Raw genomic sequence first — 18,473 nt, 5'->3', positions numbered from 1 at the left:
CGTGCTCGTGCACGCAGTTCACACTGTCCGGATTCGTCACCAGCATACTCCGGTCTTTCGACGCGAGTGGCTGAGGGATTTGCTCGTCGTTGCCTCTGGCAATTGCCGACAACCCCACACTCAAAGACTGATCCATGGCCGAACATGTTCCGTAAGCTCGTGCGCCAAGCGGGTGCGTTCGACCGCGAGGCCGCGCTGTCATGATCGGCGGCGGTAATAAAAGAAGGAATAATGAAGACCCGCGCAGCTCGCGGAATGCGACGCTGGAACGCGCTTAAGTTGCGCATCTCACTCGATTGAGTGCGGAACATGACTCACTGATTACTCTCTTCGCGCCAATCTTGCAATGCGATTCATGCTGATTGGGCTGCATCACGCGTGCCAGCGGGCCCTGTCGATAGTCAGGGCGAGAGTCAGGACGGGATTCAGGGCGGATTCAGCGCCGCGGGTGAAGGCCTCACCCGCGGCTCATCATTTGACATCAGGCGGCCGCGTTGACCTGCGTGACGTTCAACTGGATGCCGAGCGCTTCGCGGATCACGTCGTCGACACGTTCGCAGAACACGAACTCGACGTCGTCGCGCACACTCTTCGGCACATCCTCGAGATCCTTGCGATTGCGCGCCGGCAGCAGCACCTTACGGATGCCCGCGCGGTGCGCAGCCACCGTCTTCTCCTTGACGCCGCCGATCGGCAACACCAGGCCTCGCAGACTGATCTCACCGGTCATCGCCAGGTCACTGCGCACCGTCTTGTTGGTGAACAGCGAGACCAGCGAGGTGAACATCGACACACCCGCGCTCGGGCCGTCCTTCGGAATTGCGCCGGCGGGCACGTGAATGTGCACGTCGCTCTTATCGAAGACGGTCGACTCGATGCCCAGTCGCGCCGCTTGCGACTTCAGCAGTGACAGCGCTGCCTGCGCGCTCTCCTTCATCACTTCGCCGAGCTGACCGGTAAGGATCAGCTTGCCGTTGCCCGGCACGCGCGTCGACTCGATGAACAGGATGTCGCCACCCACCGGCGTCCACGCCAGACCCGTGGCCACGCCAGGCACGCTGACGCGCATCGCCACCTCGTTCTCGAAGCGCGGGGCGCCGAGAATGGCCGCGAGGTCGTCGACCCCAATGGTCTGCTGACTGATCGAGCCTTCCGCGATCTTCACCGCCACGTTACGCAGTACCGAGCCGATCATGCGCTCGAAGCTGCGCACGCCAGCCTCGCGGGTGTGATCCCGCGCGATCTGACGGAGCGCATCGTCCGTGATCGACGCCTGCTCGGGCTTCAAACCGTTGGCCTCGAGCTGACGACGCATCAGGTAGCGCTTGGCGATCTCGACCTTCTCGTCCTCGGTGTAGCCGGTGAGCTCGATCACTTCCATACGATCGCGCAACGGGCCGGGGATGGTGTCGAGCATGTTCGCCGTGGCAATGAACACCACCTTCGACAGATCGAACGGCACCCCCAGGTAGTTGTCGCGGAACGTGTTGTTCTGCTCCGGATCGAGCACTTCCAACAACGCCGCCGACGGATCGCCCTGGATGCCGGCACCGAGCTTGTCGATTTCGTCCAGCATCAGCACCGCGTTACGCGTGCCGGCCTTCCGGATCGCCTGAACGATGTTGCCCGGAAGCGCGCCGATGTACGTGCGACGGTGACCGCGAATCTCGGCCTCGTCATGCACGCCACCCAGGCTGACACGCGCGAACTTCACGCCCAAGGCGCGCGCGATGCTCTGACCCAGCGACGTCTTGCCCACGCCCGGCGGGCCGACGAAGCACAGAATCGGGCTGCGACCCTGCGGATTGAGCTTGCGCACGGCCAGGTACTCGACGATGCGCCGCTTGATCTTGTCCAGGCCGAAGTGATCCTCGTCGAGCACCTTGCGGGCATGCTCGATCTCGATCGACTCCTTATCCAGCTTGGACCAGGGCAGCTGGATCATCCAGTCGAGCCAGGTACGCAGCATCGAGTACTCGGCGCTGGCATCCGACATGCGCTCCAGCCGCTTCAATTCCTTCTCGGCCTGCTCCTTGGCCTCCTCGGGCATGCCGGCCTTCTCGATGGCTTCCCGCAGCTCGGCGATCTCTTCGCCCTGCTCGCCTTCCTCGCCCAGCTCCTTGCGGATCTGGCGCAGCTGTTCGCGCAGCAGAACTTCCTTGTGGCGCTCGTCGATGGCGTCGCGGGTCTTTTCCTCCAGCTGACGCTGGAGTCGCAACACTTCGATGCGCTTTTGTAACAGGGTGCTGACGCGCTCGAGGCGCACCTTGAGGTCCAGGGTTTCGAGCAGCTCCTGCTTCTCGTTGGGCTTCACGTCCATGAAGCTCGCCACCAGGTCGGACAGCGTCGAGGCCGACTCGACCGACTGAATGGCGTTGGAGAGCTCGGCCGGCGCTTGCGGCAACAGGCTGATGGCCTCGGCCGCGAGACGCTTCAAGTTGAGCGCGCGAGCTTCGACATCGCTGCCGACATTGCTCGGGTCGGGCAGGTATTCCACACGCGCGACCATGTAAGGCAGACCGTTCTGCCAGTCGAGCACGCGGAAGCGACGCTCACCCTGGACGACCAGGTGATGCGTGCCGTCGGCGCCTGTCACATAGCGGACGATGTTCGCGACCGTGCCGGTCGCATACAGATCGCTGCCGGTGGGCGCCTGCAGATCGGGGTCGTGCTGTAACAGGAACCCGACCTTGCGATTGTTACGCACGGCTTCCTGCGCGGCCGCCAGCGAGCGGTCGCGGTTGATGGCTACCGGCACGACGGTGCCCGGGAACAGCACCAGATTGCGCACCGGAACGATGACCAGCATGTCATCGGTAATGGTGTGCGTATCCGCGTCGCTCTGAGGCTGCTGAGAATTCTTTCGATTAGCGTCGGTACTCATTGAATAGTCCCACCCGCCCTTGCAGGGCTTTGGAGGCGAAGAGGTTCAGCAAACAGGGTCTTGCGACCCGTGGATGATTCAGGCCCTGGGTAGCTGAAACTCTCGGTGCCAGGTTTCATGTCGTACCCCGCCTTTAGCGTTGTGCCAGACGAAGGAACAGGCACCCGTTGGTATAAGCCTGCTCCAGCAATTGATAACGACCCTCGGGCAGCGCGATGCGCCGTTCGAAGCGTCCGTATGGAATTTCCAGCCGATGGACCGCGGTGGCGCGACTGGTCACCGGCAATGCGCGCGTGGCATTGACGATCAACAGCCCGCTGTCGGTGCGGACCTCGATGTGGTCGGCGGCAACACCCGGGAGCGCCACGGCGACATGCACCTCGTTGCCATGAGCGAGGATGTCGATGGGCGGTTCCCACAGAGGCGCGGAGGCGGCCACGCGGCCAAAACGAAAGAACTGGCGCTGCAGTTGTTGCGCGCGTTCCATCATTTCGCAGGCTTCGGCCCACATCCACGACGGCGGGTTACGAATGGCCATGATTGAGTTCCAGGGTTGGCATGGCGAAGTAGGTGGGGTCGAGGCAACGACTATCAAGAACGACCCGCAAGCCAAGTAAACTCTCGCCGACGCCAGTCAGGTCCATCCATCGATGTCCAATCGCTTCGACGCCCGGTTCTATCAGCGCTTCTATATGAATCCGCGCACGCGGGTTACAAGCCGCGAGGAGATGGCCCGCCGCGCCGGCATGGTGGCCGCGCTGGTCAAGCAGCTGGAGCTGCCGGTGAAGCGGATTCTCGATGCGGGCTGTGGACTTGGGTGGTTGCGTCAGCCTCTGCTCGATGCCTTTCCCGGCGCTGCGTACATCGGGTTGGAGGTGAGCGAGCACCTGTGCGAGGAGCACGGCTGGGTGAACGAGTCGCTGGCCGACTATCGGCCCCGCGGCCGGTTCGATCTGATCATTTGTTATGACGTGATGCAGTACCTGTCTGACCGGGAAAGCGCCCAGGCGATGGCGAATCTTGCGCGGTTGTCACGCGGTGCCTTGTACTTTCACGCGCCGACCCGAGAGGACTGGCGCGACAACGCCGATCGCGACACCAGCGACAGCGACATCACTCTGCGAGCGGCGAGCTGGTATCGCTCGCGGCTCGCACGGCATTTCGAACACGCCGGCTTCGGTGTCCATGTGCGCCGGGGCGTGCCGTGGGGACAATGGGAATTGGAGCGCAGCGGGCACGGCGGATGAGTAGGCTACTTAATAACAGTAGCCTGCGTGACCACGCGCGCCGTCCGCTAGCTATTACTCCAAAATGGATCCGCGTCTGGATCCGTACCCCAGCGTCCCTCCAACAACTCGATGAAGCTGCGCACCTTGGTCGCGAGATAGCGTCGCTGCGGATGGACCAGATAGATGGCCAGTGAGCCGGCATCGTAGTCGGCCAGCACCTGTAGCAGCGTCCCCGCGCGCAGCTCCTCATAAACATTGAAGGTCGGCTGCAGAATCACGCCTTGCCCCCGAAGCGCGGCCTGCTTGAGCAGTTCATTGCTGGTCGCGCGCAACGTTCCCAATGCCTGCACCATCGAATTGCGCCCATCGCGCTCGAAGCGCCACTGCTGAACCGTGGGCGCGGTATCGGTGTATGCGAGACAGTTGTGATGGAGCAGATTCTCCGGGATCTCCGGTTGCGGGTTCTTTTTCAGATAAGCCGGCGATGCACACGCCACCAGTCGCGAGGTGGCGAGCTTCACCGTCTTGAGCAGCGCATTGGTGCGCATCTCGTCGACGGCGCGAACCGCGACATCGAACCCTTCCTCGACCAGATCCATGAAGTGATTGTTGGTGACCGTCACTTCCAGCCGCACATCGCCGTGGCGCGCCGAGTATTCCAGCAGCACCGGTCCGACATGCGACAGATCGAAGGCTCCCGAAACGCAGATCTTCAACGCGCCGCGAGGCGCCGCGGTGTTGGCGCCGGCGACCGCTTCGGCTTCCTCGATATCTTCCAGAATCTGGACACAACGCTGGTGATAAAGCTGTCCGACGTCGGTGAGGCTCAGGGAATGAGTCGATCGATGCAGCAGACGCGAGCCGAGTTGCTTCTCGAGGTGCCCGATGTACTTGGTCACCATCGGCGCAGACACTCCCATCCGGCGCGCCGCTTCGGCGAAGCTCCCTAATTCAACCACCCTTGCCAACGCCACCATGCAGGTGAACTTATCCATCTTTCTTTCCCCCCAGGAAAGATTCCATTGCCCAGCAGGCATCGCTCCATAAGCGCAGCGAAATCCCATTCGCCCCCGGCACCAATCAGTGGGTTTGACATTTCACGGCGCCTTCACGGCTGGGCCAACAACATGCTCACGCCGCCCCGCTAATTTCTGTGCATCACAAGCGGATTAGTGCACTTGCAGCAGTGTGATTGCAATAACGAAGCGACGGTGGGGTTGCCGCATGAGTAGTAAGAACGAAGCAGCCCGATGAGATTCATGACCAGAGATTCATGAATGTCATTCCCTTCACCGCGTTTATCGAGGCCGCCTGTTTGGAGACATTAGGCGCCACGGAATAACAGCAACAGGTAGCGGCAGCGTGGCACTGAACGCAGCGCGTACGGGATGGGTAAGGCTATGGCGACGACGAACGACACAGGATGGGCAGCACAGCTGCGATGGACGGTACTCGCGGCGTTAGGCACCGCTGCATTGGCAGTTACTGGCAATGAAGCGCGCGCCGAGCCGCTGTCCTCCTTCGAAATCACGCCGGTAATGGCAGTGAATGAAGCGACAGTGGCTCAGTCGGTTGGTGACATCGAAGATGCCATCGCCGAAGTGGTCGTGTCCGATCAGCGCATCGGTTGGCTCGACGGCGTTGACGCAGTGCGCGTGCAGATCGACAACGACCTGTTCGCCGGCGACAACCAGGACCGCGACTACACCGGTGGCATGAGCATCACGATCTCGGGCGACCGCGCTCGCGACGGCATGTTGTCACTCGATCCCTTATTGCGTCGTTTGGATCAGTTCGTCGTACGTAGTGAGGGCACGAGCGTTCACCATGCGCGCCAGCTTGGCCTGCTGGCCTTCACTCCCAAGGACACACTGGTCCGCGAAGTGCAACCGGACGATCGCCCGTACGCCAGCCTGCTGTTCGTTTCCAACGGCCGGGTGACCGTGGATGCAGACGATCGCGGTGCCTGGACCAGCAGCCTGACTGTCGGTGTGCTGGGCTTGTCGCTGACCAGCGATGTGCACGGTGCCGTTCACGAGCTGGTCGGGTCGGAAAAGCCGCTTGGGTATGATCATCAGATCTCCGCGGGCGGCGAGCCGACGGCGCGCTACACCCTCGCCCGCCAGAAACTCTGGATCGCCGATCCGACCGGTCACATCGATGTGAAGACCACGGTCCAGGGAAGCGTCGGCTTCCTGACCGAGACGAGCGCCTCGATTTCGGTGCGCGCCGGCCGCTTCAACTCGCCCTGGTGGAGCTTCGCGCCCGAGCTGACCGATTACATGTCGGCGCCGGTGCCAACTGAGAGTTATCGCGGTGGCCGTGAGCTGTATGTGTTCGCCGGCGCCCGCGTCAAGGCGCGCGCCTACAACGCGTTCCTGCAAGGCCAGTTTCGCGATAGTGAGGTCCGCTATACCTCGGATGAGGTGCAGCCGCTGCTGGCCGAAGCGTGGATCGGCGTGGTGACGCAGATCCTGGACCAGACGCAGCTCAGCTATGCCCTGCACTATCAGACCGCCGAACTGCGCGACGGCCCGGCATCCCGCGACACCCTGTGGGGCGCGGTACAGCTGACCCACAGCTTCTAGTTTTTTGATTTCCTCGACCCTGCTCCCTGCAATCGGCCCACCTCTGGTGGGCCTTTTTTTAGGCGCGGGATTCAGCCGCGTCGCTTAACGCAGCAGCAGTGAAGTAGGAAGCGGCTTCTTATTTGGAGCGAGGCATGCGCACACCCTTGAGGCCGGTGTGCTGAGTACGGAACTTCATCGGCTTCGGCGCTGCCTGCGGCGCGCCCGCACGCTTCGCGTTTGATGCCGTAGCCCGCGGGTCCGCATGCTTCGCGTTCGAGACCGCAGCCCGCGGGTCGGCATGCTTCGCGTTTGAGACCGCAGCTTGCGCGGCCTTATGCTTTGCGCTCGAGACAGCAGTCTGCGCGCCCGCACGCTTCGCGCCGGGGCCGGTGGCAGACGAATCGTACCTACGCTGTCCGTTCGAGGCGGCGGCGCGGGGATCTTCGCGTCGCTGTGTAGACGATGCTGTCGATGGCGCGCCATGGCGCCGCTTGTCATGAGCCGGCTTGTTTTCGTGCGCGCCCGGCGAATGTTTCGAGCGACGCCCTTCATGCGCCTCACCCGTGCCCAGCGGCTGCCAGGCTGGAATCAAATGCTGTTTGCCCGCGCCAATCAGATCCGCTCGTCCCATTCGACGAAGCGCATCGCGGAGAATCGGCCAGTTGTTCGCGTCATGCCAGCGCAGGAACGCCTTGTGCAGGCGGCGTACTTTCAGGCCCTTCGGAATGTGCACTTCCTCACTGCCGTGAGTCACCTTCCGCAACGGATTCTTGCCCGAGTGCCACATCGCCGTCGCCGTCGCCATCGGCGAGGGCAGGAACGCTTGCACCTGATCCGCGCGATAACCGTTCTGCTTCAGCCACAGCGCCAGCTCGAGCATGTCTTCATCGGTCGTTCCCGGATGCGCGGCGATGAAGTAAGGAATCAGGTACTGCTCTTTACCCGCTTCCTTGGAGAACTTCTCGAACAGCTCCTTGAAGCGGTAGTACGTGCCCACCCCCGGCTTCATCATCTTCGACAGCGGCCCCTCGCCGATCGCTTCGGGCGCGATCTTCAGATAGCCGCCGACGTGATGCTGAACCAGCTCCTTCACATACTCCGGCGACTCGACCGCCAGGTCGTACCGCACCCCCGAGCCGATCAGAATCTTCTTGATGCCCGGCAAGGCACGCGCGCGCCGGTACAAATTGATCAGCGGCGTATGGTTGGTGTTGAGATTCGGGCAGATCCCGGGGAATACGCATGAAGGCCGGCGACACGCCGTCTCGATCTCGCGGGACTTGCATGCGAGCCGATACATGTTCGCGGTCGGCCCGCCCAGGTCCGAGATCACACCGGTGAAGCCCGGCACCGAATCGCGGATGGTCTCGATCTCCTTGATGATCGAGTTCTCCGAGCGGTTCTGAATGATGCGGCCTTCGTGTTCGGTGATCGAACAGAACGTGCAGCCACCGAAGCAGCCGCGCTGGATCGCGATCGAGAAACGGATCATCTCGTACGCGGGGATCTTGTTGGTGCCTTTCTGCTCGCCATAGAACGGATGCGGAATGCGGCGATAAGGCAGCTCGTAGATCGCATCCATCTCTTTCATCGAGAGCGGCAGCGGCGGCGGGTTCAGCCACACGTCTACGTTGCCATGACGCTGCACGAGCGCACGCGCGTTGCCCGGATTCGATTCGAGATGAAGGATGCGCGAGGCGTGCGCGTATAGAACAGCGTCGTCCCGCACGGCCTCGAACGAGGGCATGCGAATCACGGACTGCGAGCGATCGGCGGTCGGAACGTGCCGATGAAACTTCACGACCTTCGCGACGGGCTGCTTCGCAGCCGTCGCGCACGCTGGCGCGCTCGCTGCCGCCTCGCCCACAACCGCCGTTGCGCCCGCTGCCGCCTCCGCTCCGGTCACGCCGCCAGCCGACGAAGCATTCGCCGCCTCTTCCGTTCCGAGCCCGGCACCGGCCGCCGAATCATTTCCAACTGCCGCGTCACGCGCCGCCGTCTCCGTTCCGGGCGCGGCGCCAGCTGACGAAATATTTGCAGTGGATGCGTTATGAGATGCCGCGGCCATGGCCGCCTTCGACTTCGCATCGTTCGCCGCATATGGATCGATCGGCGGATTCAGCGGCCCGGGCTCGTCGATCGAGGTCGAGTCGATCTCCGTCCAGCCTTCCGGCGTCGCCGGTCGCACGAACGCCGTCCCTCGCAGATCGTTGATCTGATCGATCGGCTGACCCTTCGCCAGGCGATGCGCGATCTCGACGATCTGGCGCTCGCCGTTGCCATACACCAGCAGATCCGCCTTCGCGTCGAGCAGCACCGAGCGCCGCACTTTCTCCGACCAGTAATCGAAATGCGCGATCCGGCGCAGGCTGGCTTCGATGCCGCCGATCACGATCGGCACATCGTTGAACGCCTCGCGCACCCGCTGCGAGTAAACGATCACCGAGCGATCCGGCCGCTTGCCGCCCTCGCCCGCTGGCGTGTACGCGTCGTCGCTACGAATGCGTCGATCCGACGTGTAGCGATTCACCATCGAATCCATGTTTCCGGCGGTGATGCCAAAGAACAGATTCGGTTTGCCGAGGCGGGTGAAATCCTCCGTCGAGCGCCAATCGGGCTGAGCGAGGATGCCGACCCGGAACCCTTGCGCCTCGAGCACGCGGCCAATGATGGCCATGCCGAAGCTGGGGTGATCCACGTAAGCGTCGCCGGTGACGACGATGATGTCGCAGCTGTCCCAGCCGAGCGCGTCCATCTCCTCCTTCGACATGGGCAGGAACGGAGCGGTCCCGAAGCGGGACGCCCAGTGCTTGCGATAGGAGAAGAGTTCGCGGGGTGCTGGCTGCATGGGGGAACAGTCGATCACGAATCCCGCGGCCCCAACAGGGGCAACGCGGAAAGGGCGTGGATCTTACGCTATTTACGGGCCAACTTGGCCCGGACGGCCCCCTGATCCGGCGCCAGCGCCCGCTTACGGACAGCGGCGCTCACGGTCGAGACGTAGGGCGAATCCTTATCGAAGAACCGCCAGGGCTTTTGCGCCCAGTCTCCGGCGTAATCCACACCGATCCGGGTCGCCCGGCCGATCTTCGGCGGCCGATATCGGGTCGGCTGCTCCAGCCACAAGGTGTCGCCCAGCAAATCGGCGCCATTCAGGCCCCGATCGATATGCAGGGCACGACATAACAGCCCCGGCCCGTGGCTGGTCGTGGAGATTCCCTTGACCGGCTCCAATCCCCGAAGCAACACCGCATGCGGCGTCCCATGCGCCGCCGTCACGATGTTCAGGCAGTTCCAGAACCCATAAATCAAGTACACATACGCATGCCCCGGCGGGCCGAACATGACTTCCGTCCGCTTGGTCCGCCCCCGCGAGGAATGCGCCGCCAGGTCGTGCGGCCCTTTGTACGCCTCGGTCTCCACGATGCGCCCGACCTGCTCGCCTTCCGGCCCGGCGTGAATCAGATGCATGCCCAGCAGATCGCGGGCCACGAGCAGGGTCTCTCGGGCGTAGAAGTCGCGGCTGAGTTTGGCGGGCATCGGCACAGTATAAGGATCCGGGCCGGCTCGACCGACAACCAGTAGCATCGGCGCCAGTCGCCATGAGCTCATGACGACTGCGAGTGATTGACGGCTCAGTAAGGCTCCGCGCGAACTGTCGCGCCGAACGCGAAGATCACATGCGAAGAAGTCACGCCGCCGCCGTACGCGGCATTGGGGCTTTGCCACACCAACGCACCGTCGGTCACCGAATAGATCGAATTTTGCGGCCGCGCGTAGATCCGGTCCGACGACACCAGTTGGAAGTCGAGCAGATTGGGAAGAGCAATGAGCGGGCCGCGCTGCCCGGAAGTATTCGCGATGAGGGTGCCCTGGTATTGAGGCCCCGGTGCCGAAGTCGACGCGAATGGAATGACCAGCAAACGTGTCTCATCGAGCCACCCCAACGGCCAGCCTGCGACGGCGGTTTGCAGAGTGCCGTTGACATAGATATTGGTCGCGGAGTGCGTGGTACGGCCCTCGGTGGCAGCAGCATAGGCGGTGCCACCAGGCGACAGGCGAAGGCTCACCTCTGCTGCCGTCCCGAAAGTGCCAGCGACGGTATCGGACCAGAGGACCGTTCCATCGCTCACCCGCAGGACTTCTCTCGTGAGGTTGGACGAGCCGGTATCGAGCGATCTGCTGAAGACCGTGCCGGAGGCAGCAAGCGAAAATGCCAGCGGCTGTGGATAGCCCGGTGCCGCGTACGGCAGGTTCAGCAGCACGCTTTCGGAGGGCAGGGAAATGAAACGAATCGTCAGATCCGCATCGGAGTCGGTCCAGGCACCGAGTACGGCGCCATCGGCGGAAAGTTGCACTTCCTTGGCCGGAAAGTCGACTGTGCCTTCCAGTTCCTGAGTCGCCGCGTCGAAATACAGGATGTGTCCCGATGCCGTGGCAACCGCAATCCGCTCGGAGCCGGCCGCGATCGAGCGGGCCTGGCCCCAGTTGAGATAGGTTGGCGTGCTCGGAGCCGAGCTCTCCTTGGTCACCAGTCCCATCCGAGTCCCGGAGAGCCACTGCGTGGTCGAGATCGCCGCGACGGCGCTGCGTGGCCTGCGCGAGGCGATGGGGTGATCGACTTTGACCGGTGTCGCGCCCGACAGATCGATGATGCTGACCTGGTCGGAGTTGAAGACGCCGATCGTCTGCCCCGATGGCTTGGCCTGGAACGAGGCGAAGGGAGGTGTGAAGGTGTAGCTGGCGGCTGGCGTCATGCTGGCGCCGACCTCATGGACGTTGAGCTGCTGATTGCTGAAGGTCCAGAACCAGTTGCCCTGACCGGTGAGACTCTCGATGGTCGGCAGCACACGGAGGTCCAGCTGCGTGCCATTGAGGTCATAGACCGAGACCGTGTTCGATACATTCGTGAGGAAACGGTCGCCATCGGTGAACCAGGAATGAAACTGGCCAATGTGCTGCACGGTCGTGGTGGCGCCAGTGCTGACAGTGATTTTTTCCACGCGATCGGCTCCAGTCGCCCTGTTGCCAATACGCAGCTCCGAGGGCGCCGCGAAGGGCGCGCCGCCGCGGTAGTCTCCAGCATGTGAGAACAACAGCGTGCCGGATCGGCTCCACGTTTTGACTTCCGTTTGCGTGCCGACGGCCATGTAACTGCCATCCGAAGCCAGCACCGCCCAGCCGCTGGCCGTGTCGACACTGGCGACGAGGCTGCCGTCCGTCGCGTCGTAGGTTCGCAGTCGCGTGGGGCTTTGTTCGAGGATGGTCGAGCCGGCGAATATCACAGGATCTTCGCAGCCCGCCCTGAGACAGGCGCCATCGCCTTGCGCCACGATGGTGTCGTTGCTCGAATTCCAGAGCACCCAATGGCCGGTGGTGTCGGTGGTCACGAAGCGATTGGTGCCGCGGTAGATCGAGACGATGTCGTCGGCATGGGCGAGATCGACCAGAACGCCCGAGGTCACGGCGATGGACAGCGTGACAGTATCGGTGCCCGCTGAATTTTGCGCCGTGATCACGTAATCCGTCGCAGGGCTGATCCCGGTAGGCGTGCCACCGATGGAGCCGTTGGCGGTACTGAACGTGAGGCCGGCCGGCAAGGGTTGGTTGATGGACCAGGTCGCGGTACCGCGGCCGTGCGTGGGCGTGATCGAGGGTGCTGGCAGGCCGGTGGTAAAGGAATAGGACGCGCGCTCATATGCGATGTCCGGCGCGACATCGTTCACCGTCACTGAAATTCCAGCGGTGGTCGAGCCGCCGGAGTTGGACGCGGTCACGATGTATGTCGTGGCCGCCGTCGGCACGGTTGGTGTGCCCGAGATTCTTCCGGTCGTGGCATCGATCGCCAGTCCCGCGGGCAGTGCCGGGCTGATTGAGTAGCCGGTGACAGTCCCCGTTACTGTCGGAGTCACCGCCGTGATGGCTTCCGAGATGACGAATACCTGCGGCGAAGGGTAGCTGAGGTTGCCGGGCGCCGGACTGGTGGGGCTTCCGCCACCGCCACCATCGCATGCGGCCAATAGAAATAATGCGAACGACGACCAGATTCGAGATCGCATATACAGACTCCGTTGAAAACCCATTCCGTGCAACAACAACCGTCAATAGGGCGCCGCGCGTACGGTCGCGTCCCATACAAATATCACATGCGTCGGCGTCACTCCTCCGTGGCTCGAAATCGGATAGGGGCCTTGCCAGAGAGTCGAGCCGTCGCTCATCGAAGCGATCAGGTTTCCTGACGGCGAATAAATGCGCTCCGATGTCATCGGTTGAAATCGTGACATGACCGGAAATGGCAGGCGCGCGCTCTGCTGACCTGACGACAGGTCGTAGATGATAGTGCCGACATACTGAGGAGTGGGGGCCGTGGTGATGATGGACTGACTCACCAGCAAACGATTGTCGTCGAACCAGTCCACTGCCCGTCCCGATAACGCCGTATGAAGCGTGCCATTCGCCTGACTGCCGAGGTCCACATAAACGTCGGTGCCGCTGTTTGCCTGGGTATCACCGTTCCATTCGGCGAGCGATGAGCCGCTGGGCGACAATCGGGGTGGGGCGCTGCTCGGGCTCGTGCGCGTCCAGAGCACAGCCTCATCGCTCATTCGTATGACTTGTGTCGGCTGGGCGGTCGAGGGCGTCATGCTGAATACGGCGCCGGAAGTTGCGAGGGTGAACGACGCCGATTCAGGCCGGCTCAGCAGCACGTTCTCGGAGGGCAAGGAGTAGAAGCGCAGGCCATCGCCCTGCGCGCCGAGCACCGAGCCATCTTCCGACAGCTGCACGTCGTCGGCGGCGAAATCGATGACGCCTTCCTGCTCGTGAGTTGCCGCGTCGAAATACACGATTCTTCCGGAGGCGGTGGCAACGACAATGCGCTGGATGCTCGCGGCGAGCGACCGCACCGCGCCCCAGCCGAAAAACGCCGGTGTGCCCGGCATCGAGTCTTCGCGTGCGAGCACGCCGTATTGGCTGCCGGTCAACCACTGTGTGCTGGAGATGGCGCCGTAGGCCCTGGGACGATCCAGCGAAGTGGCGTGATCGACCTTTACCGGTGTCGCGCCCGACAGGTCGATGATGCTGATCTGGCCGGTGCCGCTGTTCAAGATACCTATGGTATCGGCCGAAGCGACGGCTTCGTAGTTGTAAGGGAAGCTGTAGCTGGCGGTCGGCGTCGCGCTGGCCCCGACCTCATAGATCTCGACTCGATAGGGCGAAGAGTTGTCCGCGGTCCAGAACCAATCGCCCTGACCGGTGAGCTGCTCGGTGGATGCAAGCGCTCTGAGATCCAACTGATGGCCGTCGGCGTTGTCGTAGACCCAGACCGTATTGGAGACATTGCTGAAAAAGCGGCTGCCATCGCTGAACCACGAATGGAACGCGCCCGCGTGCGGCACCGTCGTCGACGCACCGGTGCTCACGGAGATTTTTTCGACCCGATCGTTGCCGGCCGGTCCCGCGCCGATGCGCAATTCGGTCGGAGCGGCGAACGGCCGCGCGTAGCGGTAGTCGCCGGGTCGGGTGAGTAACAGATCTCCCGACCGACTCCATACCCGGACGTGCGCTGTCGTACCGGCGGCGATGTAACTTCCGTCGGAGGCCAGCGTTGCCCAACTGTCTCCTGAATCGATGGTCGCGAGCACCCGCCCGTCCGTCGTGTCGGTCACTTGCAGCTGGGTGTCGAATTTGGATAACACCGTCGAGCCTGCGAGCTTCACGGTCTTGGTGTCGCAGTAGCGGCCGCAGCTGGACTCGCCTTGGGCGACGATCTCGGCGTCGGTCTGGTTCCAGAGCACCCAATGACCGGTCTCGTCGACGCTCAGGATCCGGTTGCCTTCGCGCTGGATCGAAATGATCTCGGCGACATGCCCCAGTTCGAGAATCACTCTCGCGCTCACGTCGATGGTCAGCGCGAAAGTGCCGGAGCCGGCGAGGTTCGATGCGGTGATTTCATACACCGCGGCGGCGGCGGTCGCGGTGGGAGTGCCGGTGATGCGGCCGGTGGTGCTGTCGAAGCTCAGTCCGGCAGGCAACGGCTGACTGATGGACCAGCTGAGCGGGTTGCCGCCGGTACGCTGAGGCGAGATCGACTCGATCGGCCTGCCGATGGCGAGTGAGTACGACCGGCTCGGGTAGCTGATGGACGGTGGCGCGACACCAGTCACCGTCACCGAAATGCCAGTGGTGGTCGAGCCGGATGAATTGGCCGCGGTGACTGTGTAGACGGCGGTTGTCGCGGCCACAGTGGGTGTTCCGGACAGTATCCCGGTGGTGCTATCGAGCGTCAGTCCGGTCGGCAGTGTCGGGCTCACCGAATAGCTGGTGACGGTGCCGTTCACCGACGGGGTCAGCGGCGTGATTTGTCTGAAAGCTTCGAAGTCGGGGGGCGACGGGTAACTGAGACCGCTCGGCGCTGCGATGGGGCCTGGAGATTCGCTATTCCCGCCACCGCCACCGCCACAGCCGGTCAGCAACATTGCTGACAAAATCCATATGAGTGGGCGCAAGGCATCTCCCCTGGCATCCGCCGATGTTATGACAACCGGGTATTCCTTCCGGCATTCATTCTACATCGGATTCGCTAGGGCCAGTCGCAGAGGACTGAGCTCAGTCGTTGCCGTCGAAATGCGTCGGCCAGTGGCCGTGCACCTGCATGACGTCCAGCTCGACCTGGCCGTTGCTCAGATCGGCGGATTTCAACTTGATGCGCATGAATTCCAGCGAGTCGCCGCGCTCGTAGTAGTAGAACACCGAGCTGCGATGTTCATCGCGGGTGGCGCGAGGAATGACGAATTCGTTGAATGCAGTCTCGTGCACGAGCGGGCCGCAGCTCAGCTGTGCGCCGCTGAGCTCGACGACGATGTGGGCGGCCTCCAGATCGCTGCCGTCGATCAGATTCTTGCAGGTGATACGAAACCGCGGCGGCAACCCGGCGACGTGCGGGAGGATATCGACAGATTCGCCGGCCCGGAGGCGGGCCAACTTGCGTATGCGGTCGACGCGCTGCGCGTCGGCGACGCGGACGGTCGGAGAGTCGCGGTAAACGATGGGAGCGGGCGGGCGAGCCGGGGTGCGTGTGGCGGTTACGGGCAGGTGATGGCGTCGCCAGTACATCGCACCGACGATGAAGGCCATCAGGCCAATCACGAGCCATAACTGTTGCAACACGTATTCCATTTCACATCGCGGGCGCTGAAGGAGCGTCCTTGTCCTTGTTATCGACAGGTTGCTGTCGCGACTGAGGGCGACAATCAGCGAAGGCAACCTCACCTGTCGCCGGAGTGTCCGCAGCAAGCGACAAAAAATCGAGCAACTGCGTCACAGCTTGTGACGCGTTTGTTTGCTCATTCCTTCGCGAGCGCCGCCAGGCGTTGCAACAAACGCCATTCGTGCGCTGGCTGGCCTTCGCCATGACGGGAGACTTTCCAAAGCTCGGCGAGCAGATCGCCGCGACGCGCACGAAGGGTGGGGCGCGCGAAGGCGAGTTCCGACAGCAACAGTTCGCTGGCCTGTGAGATCGACCACGATCGAGCCGGTCGCATCCGCGAGGGCAACGGCATGAAGCCGAGGTAGGTCGCGCCGGTGACGGACGCGCCGACATTGCCCAAAGTGAGTTGCAGCTCACACATTGCGGCCGGCATGCGTTCGGCCGCGGTCATGAAAGAGCGCGCGACCGTCATCAATGCATTGGCAATGATGCGGGCGTCGCCGAGCAGCGCTTCTTCCATCTGTGTCCGCAACGAGCCTTCGATTCGAACGATTTGCCAAAGCCGGTAACGGCCCTGGCCGTCGGCTGCCAGCACGATGCAGCGCTGTCTCGACAGCAGCTCGCTGCCAGCGACGTGCTGACGGGCCCACTGGACCAGCTCGGCGCGGCCGGCGTCGATATTGTCAAACACAGCGTCGGCCGCGGAGTGCAGCCACCAGCGATGGTCGATCGCACCGGTCCAGGCGCCTGCCGCATCGAGCCGCAGACTGGTCTGGCTCGAGCCGAGCTCATGCAGGATCAAACGACCGTCGACCGGCGGCCAGACCATGCCGCTGGCGACCTTTGCATCGGGCACGGCGGGAGCGCGCGAGTCATCCGATCCAGATGAGCCCCGCGCGCTTTCATCATGCATCTCCGCCGCGGAAGTCGTTTTAGCGCCCGGCGCGTGTGGCGCTGCTGGGCTCACCGGCGCATCGACATTCGCCCGCATCGCTTCTTGGAACGCTTGCGACGCCAGCGATGTTTGCTGCTGCAAGTCGTGCAGGCGGGTGTGAGTGAGCTTGCCGGACTCGACCGCCAGGTCGAGCGCGCCACTCTCGGCGCTTTGCATTTCCTCGAGCAGATCCGCGGCGCTGTTGATTTTCGGTTGAGCCGTGACGAGTGCGCCGGTACGCATGAGCTCGCGCACCCGATCCAACGCCAGTCGCACGGCAAAGACGAACGTCTCGCGAATGCCCGCGCCTTCCGTCGCGACCGATTCGATGACGGCGCTGCGTAATTCGAGCTCGTCGAGCATGCCGCGAATCTGTGTCAGCGACACCGCATCAGTCAGGTCGCGTTTGTTTGCTTGCAGGACGATGCCGATGGGCGGACCGCCAACGCTATTCAGCACGCCTCGGAGCGCGCCAAGGTAGCGACGGTCCGCTTCGAAACCAGAGGGAGAACTGTCGCCGACGAACACGACGACATCGGCGCTTTCCAACAAGCGGCGCCGGCGCGGTGCCAGCGTTGCCTGTCCCGGCACGCTGACGATCTGACAGCGAATGCGCCGGCCCTCGAACAGTCCGCCGGTGTAATCGAGCCAATCGAAATACAACGTGCGGCCGTTGAGATCCGCCGGTGAATACACGCCCGCGCCCAGACCGCGACCGAGCGTCGCGACGCTGGTGGTCTTGCCCGCCATGGGAGCGCCGTCGTAGACGACGCGGATCACCACGCAGTCGTCGTTGGGAGCGATCACCGCCATACGGCGCCGCTGCTCAGGCCTCGAGGCCGTTGCAATGTTTGTTGACGGAGTTGCGCAGGATCGCGAGGTTGGTGGTGTTGCGATCCACGGCCAGGTACAGGAACGACAGCCCGCCCGGCAGCAGCTTGATCAGATGGAACTGGTCCGTGAGTGTGATCAGCATGTCTTCGAGCTGCACCTTCAGGTTCAGCGCGCGCATGATCTTGAGCTTCTGTTTCACCAGCTCGCTGTTGTAAGCGCTGGCCACCGTCAAATCGAAATCACCGCGGTTGGACTTTGCCGCGAGCGTCATTCCTGATTCCAGATCCACCGCCGCCGTCGCGATCACGCCGTTCACGTCGGCTTCGATCTTCATGATGGCGTCCATGAGGCTTCTTTCACTGGCCACGAATGCGCTCCCGAACCCTTGGTCTCGAAGGATGAAATCGGGCGGCGAACCGGAGTCCGCCGCCCGCGATGGTGAGTTAGAACGTCAGCGAGCTTTCCGCGTCCTGGCACGCACGACGCGCCATCGCGAGGTTCGCGCGGCTCTTGTCGAGCACCAGGTACATGAAGATGCCGGGCTTGGCGGCAACCGGACGGATGATGTGGTACTGCTTGCTCAGCGTGATCAGGATGTCCTCGATCGTGTCGGTCAGGCCGAGGCTCTTCATCGTGCGCATCTTGGCGCGCACCACTTCAGTGTTACCGGCGGCGGCGAGCTCGAGATCGAGGCCGGTGCCGGCGCTGCCCAGCATCATGCCGCTGTTCGCATCCACCAGCGCCGAGCACAGCGCGCCATCGGTGCGCAACAGGCCATTCAAGGATTCAGAGACGGAAGCCATCGAAAGTACTC

The 18,473-nt window shown here is 63.0% G+C and carries 12 protein-coding genes and 1 pseudogene; 2 read left to right on the top strand and 11 right to left on the bottom strand.

What is annotated here, in order from left to right; translation table 11 throughout:
• Nucleotides 1–481 precede the first annotated feature (481 nt).
• Nucleotides 482–2,884, bottom strand: coding sequence for an endopeptidase La (lon, locus tag EKO19_RS30480; protein WP_129781190.1), 2,403 nt, complete (start codon nucleotides 2,882–2,884; stop codon nucleotides 482–484).
• A 133-nt stretch (nucleotides 2,885–3,017) separates the two neighbouring features.
• On the bottom strand, nucleotides 3,018–3,422 hold the full coding sequence (locus EKO19_RS30475) for an Hsp20/alpha crystallin family protein (RefSeq protein ID WP_129781189.1): 405 nt from the start codon (nucleotides 3,420–3,422) through the stop codon (nucleotides 3,018–3,020).
• 112 nt (nucleotides 3,423–3,534) lie between these two features.
• Here EKO19_RS30475 and EKO19_RS30470 point away from each other — a divergent pair, with 112 nt between their 5' ends.
• The gene (locus tag EKO19_RS30470) at nucleotides 3,535–4,131 is read left to right on the top strand and encodes a class I SAM-dependent methyltransferase (RefSeq protein ID WP_129781188.1); all 597 of its coding nucleotides are present in this window, start codon (nucleotides 3,535–3,537) and stop codon (nucleotides 4,129–4,131) included.
• A gap of 47 nt (nucleotides 4,132–4,178) precedes the next feature.
• On the opposite strand, the gene EKO19_RS30465 is transcribed toward EKO19_RS30470, so the two are convergent.
• Nucleotides 4,179–5,108: a LysR family transcriptional regulator gene (locus tag EKO19_RS30465; RefSeq protein ID WP_175597250.1), complete on the bottom strand. Its 930-nt coding sequence runs from the start codon at nucleotides 5,106–5,108 to the stop codon at nucleotides 4,179–4,181.
• 405 nt (nucleotides 5,109–5,513) lie between these two features.
• Between EKO19_RS30465 and EKO19_RS30460 the strand changes: the two genes are divergently transcribed.
• Nucleotides 5,514–6,701 (top strand): lipid A deacylase LpxR family protein, encoded by a 1,188-nt coding sequence (locus EKO19_RS30460; protein WP_157995508.1) that lies wholly within the window; start codon nucleotides 5,514–5,516, stop codon nucleotides 6,699–6,701.
• 427 nt (nucleotides 6,702–7,128) lie between these two features.
• Here the strand turns inward: EKO19_RS30460 and EKO19_RS30455 are convergent.
• The 8 genes and pseudogenes from EKO19_RS30455 to EKO19_RS30420 all read right to left on the bottom strand — a co-directional run.
• Nucleotides 7,129–9,531: pseudogene (locus EKO19_RS30455) on the bottom strand (YgiQ family radical SAM protein); the annotation flags it as partial.
• 68 nt (nucleotides 9,532–9,599) lie between these two features.
• Nucleotides 9,600–10,223, bottom strand: a complete 624-nt coding sequence (locus EKO19_RS30450; protein WP_129781346.1) for a DNA-3-methyladenine glycosylase — start codon at nucleotides 10,221–10,223, stop codon at nucleotides 9,600–9,602.
• 95 nt (nucleotides 10,224–10,318) lie between these two features.
• Nucleotides 10,319–12,742, bottom strand: a complete 2,424-nt coding sequence (locus EKO19_RS30445) for an Ig domain-containing protein (RefSeq protein ID WP_157995507.1) — start codon at nucleotides 12,740–12,742, stop codon at nucleotides 10,319–10,321.
• Nucleotides 12,743–12,784: 42 nt separating this feature from the next.
• Complete coding sequence (locus EKO19_RS30440) at nucleotides 12,785–15,160, bottom strand: Ig domain-containing protein (RefSeq protein WP_129781183.1); 2,376 nt, start codon at nucleotides 15,158–15,160, stop codon at nucleotides 12,785–12,787.
• A gap of 130 nt (nucleotides 15,161–15,290) precedes the next feature.
• Nucleotides 15,291–15,860, bottom strand: a complete 570-nt coding sequence (locus EKO19_RS30435) for a hypothetical protein (protein ID WP_129781182.1) — start codon at nucleotides 15,858–15,860, stop codon at nucleotides 15,291–15,293.
• Nucleotides 15,861–16,027: 167 nt separating this feature from the next.
• Complete coding sequence (locus tag EKO19_RS30430; RefSeq protein ID WP_129781181.1) at nucleotides 16,028–17,638, bottom strand: GTPase domain-containing protein; 1,611 nt, start codon at nucleotides 17,636–17,638, stop codon at nucleotides 16,028–16,030.
• Nucleotides 17,639–17,651: 13 nt separating this feature from the next.
• Nucleotides 17,652–18,005, bottom strand: a complete 354-nt coding sequence (locus tag EKO19_RS30425) for a hypothetical protein (protein ID WP_129781345.1) — start codon at nucleotides 18,003–18,005, stop codon at nucleotides 17,652–17,654.
• Between the two features lie 97 nt (nucleotides 18,006–18,102).
• Nucleotides 18,103–18,462, bottom strand: coding sequence for a hypothetical protein (locus EKO19_RS30420; protein WP_129781180.1), 360 nt, complete (start codon nucleotides 18,460–18,462; stop codon nucleotides 18,103–18,105).
• Nucleotides 18,463–18,473: the final 11 nt, after the last annotated feature.

This window comes from Peristeroidobacter soli, assembly GCF_004138485.1.
GTDB lineage: Bacteria > Pseudomonadota > Gammaproteobacteria > Steroidobacterales > Steroidobacteraceae > Steroidobacter > Steroidobacter soli.
Note: the sequence above shows the minus strand (reverse complement) of the source record. Positions and strands in the feature narration are given on the sequence as shown.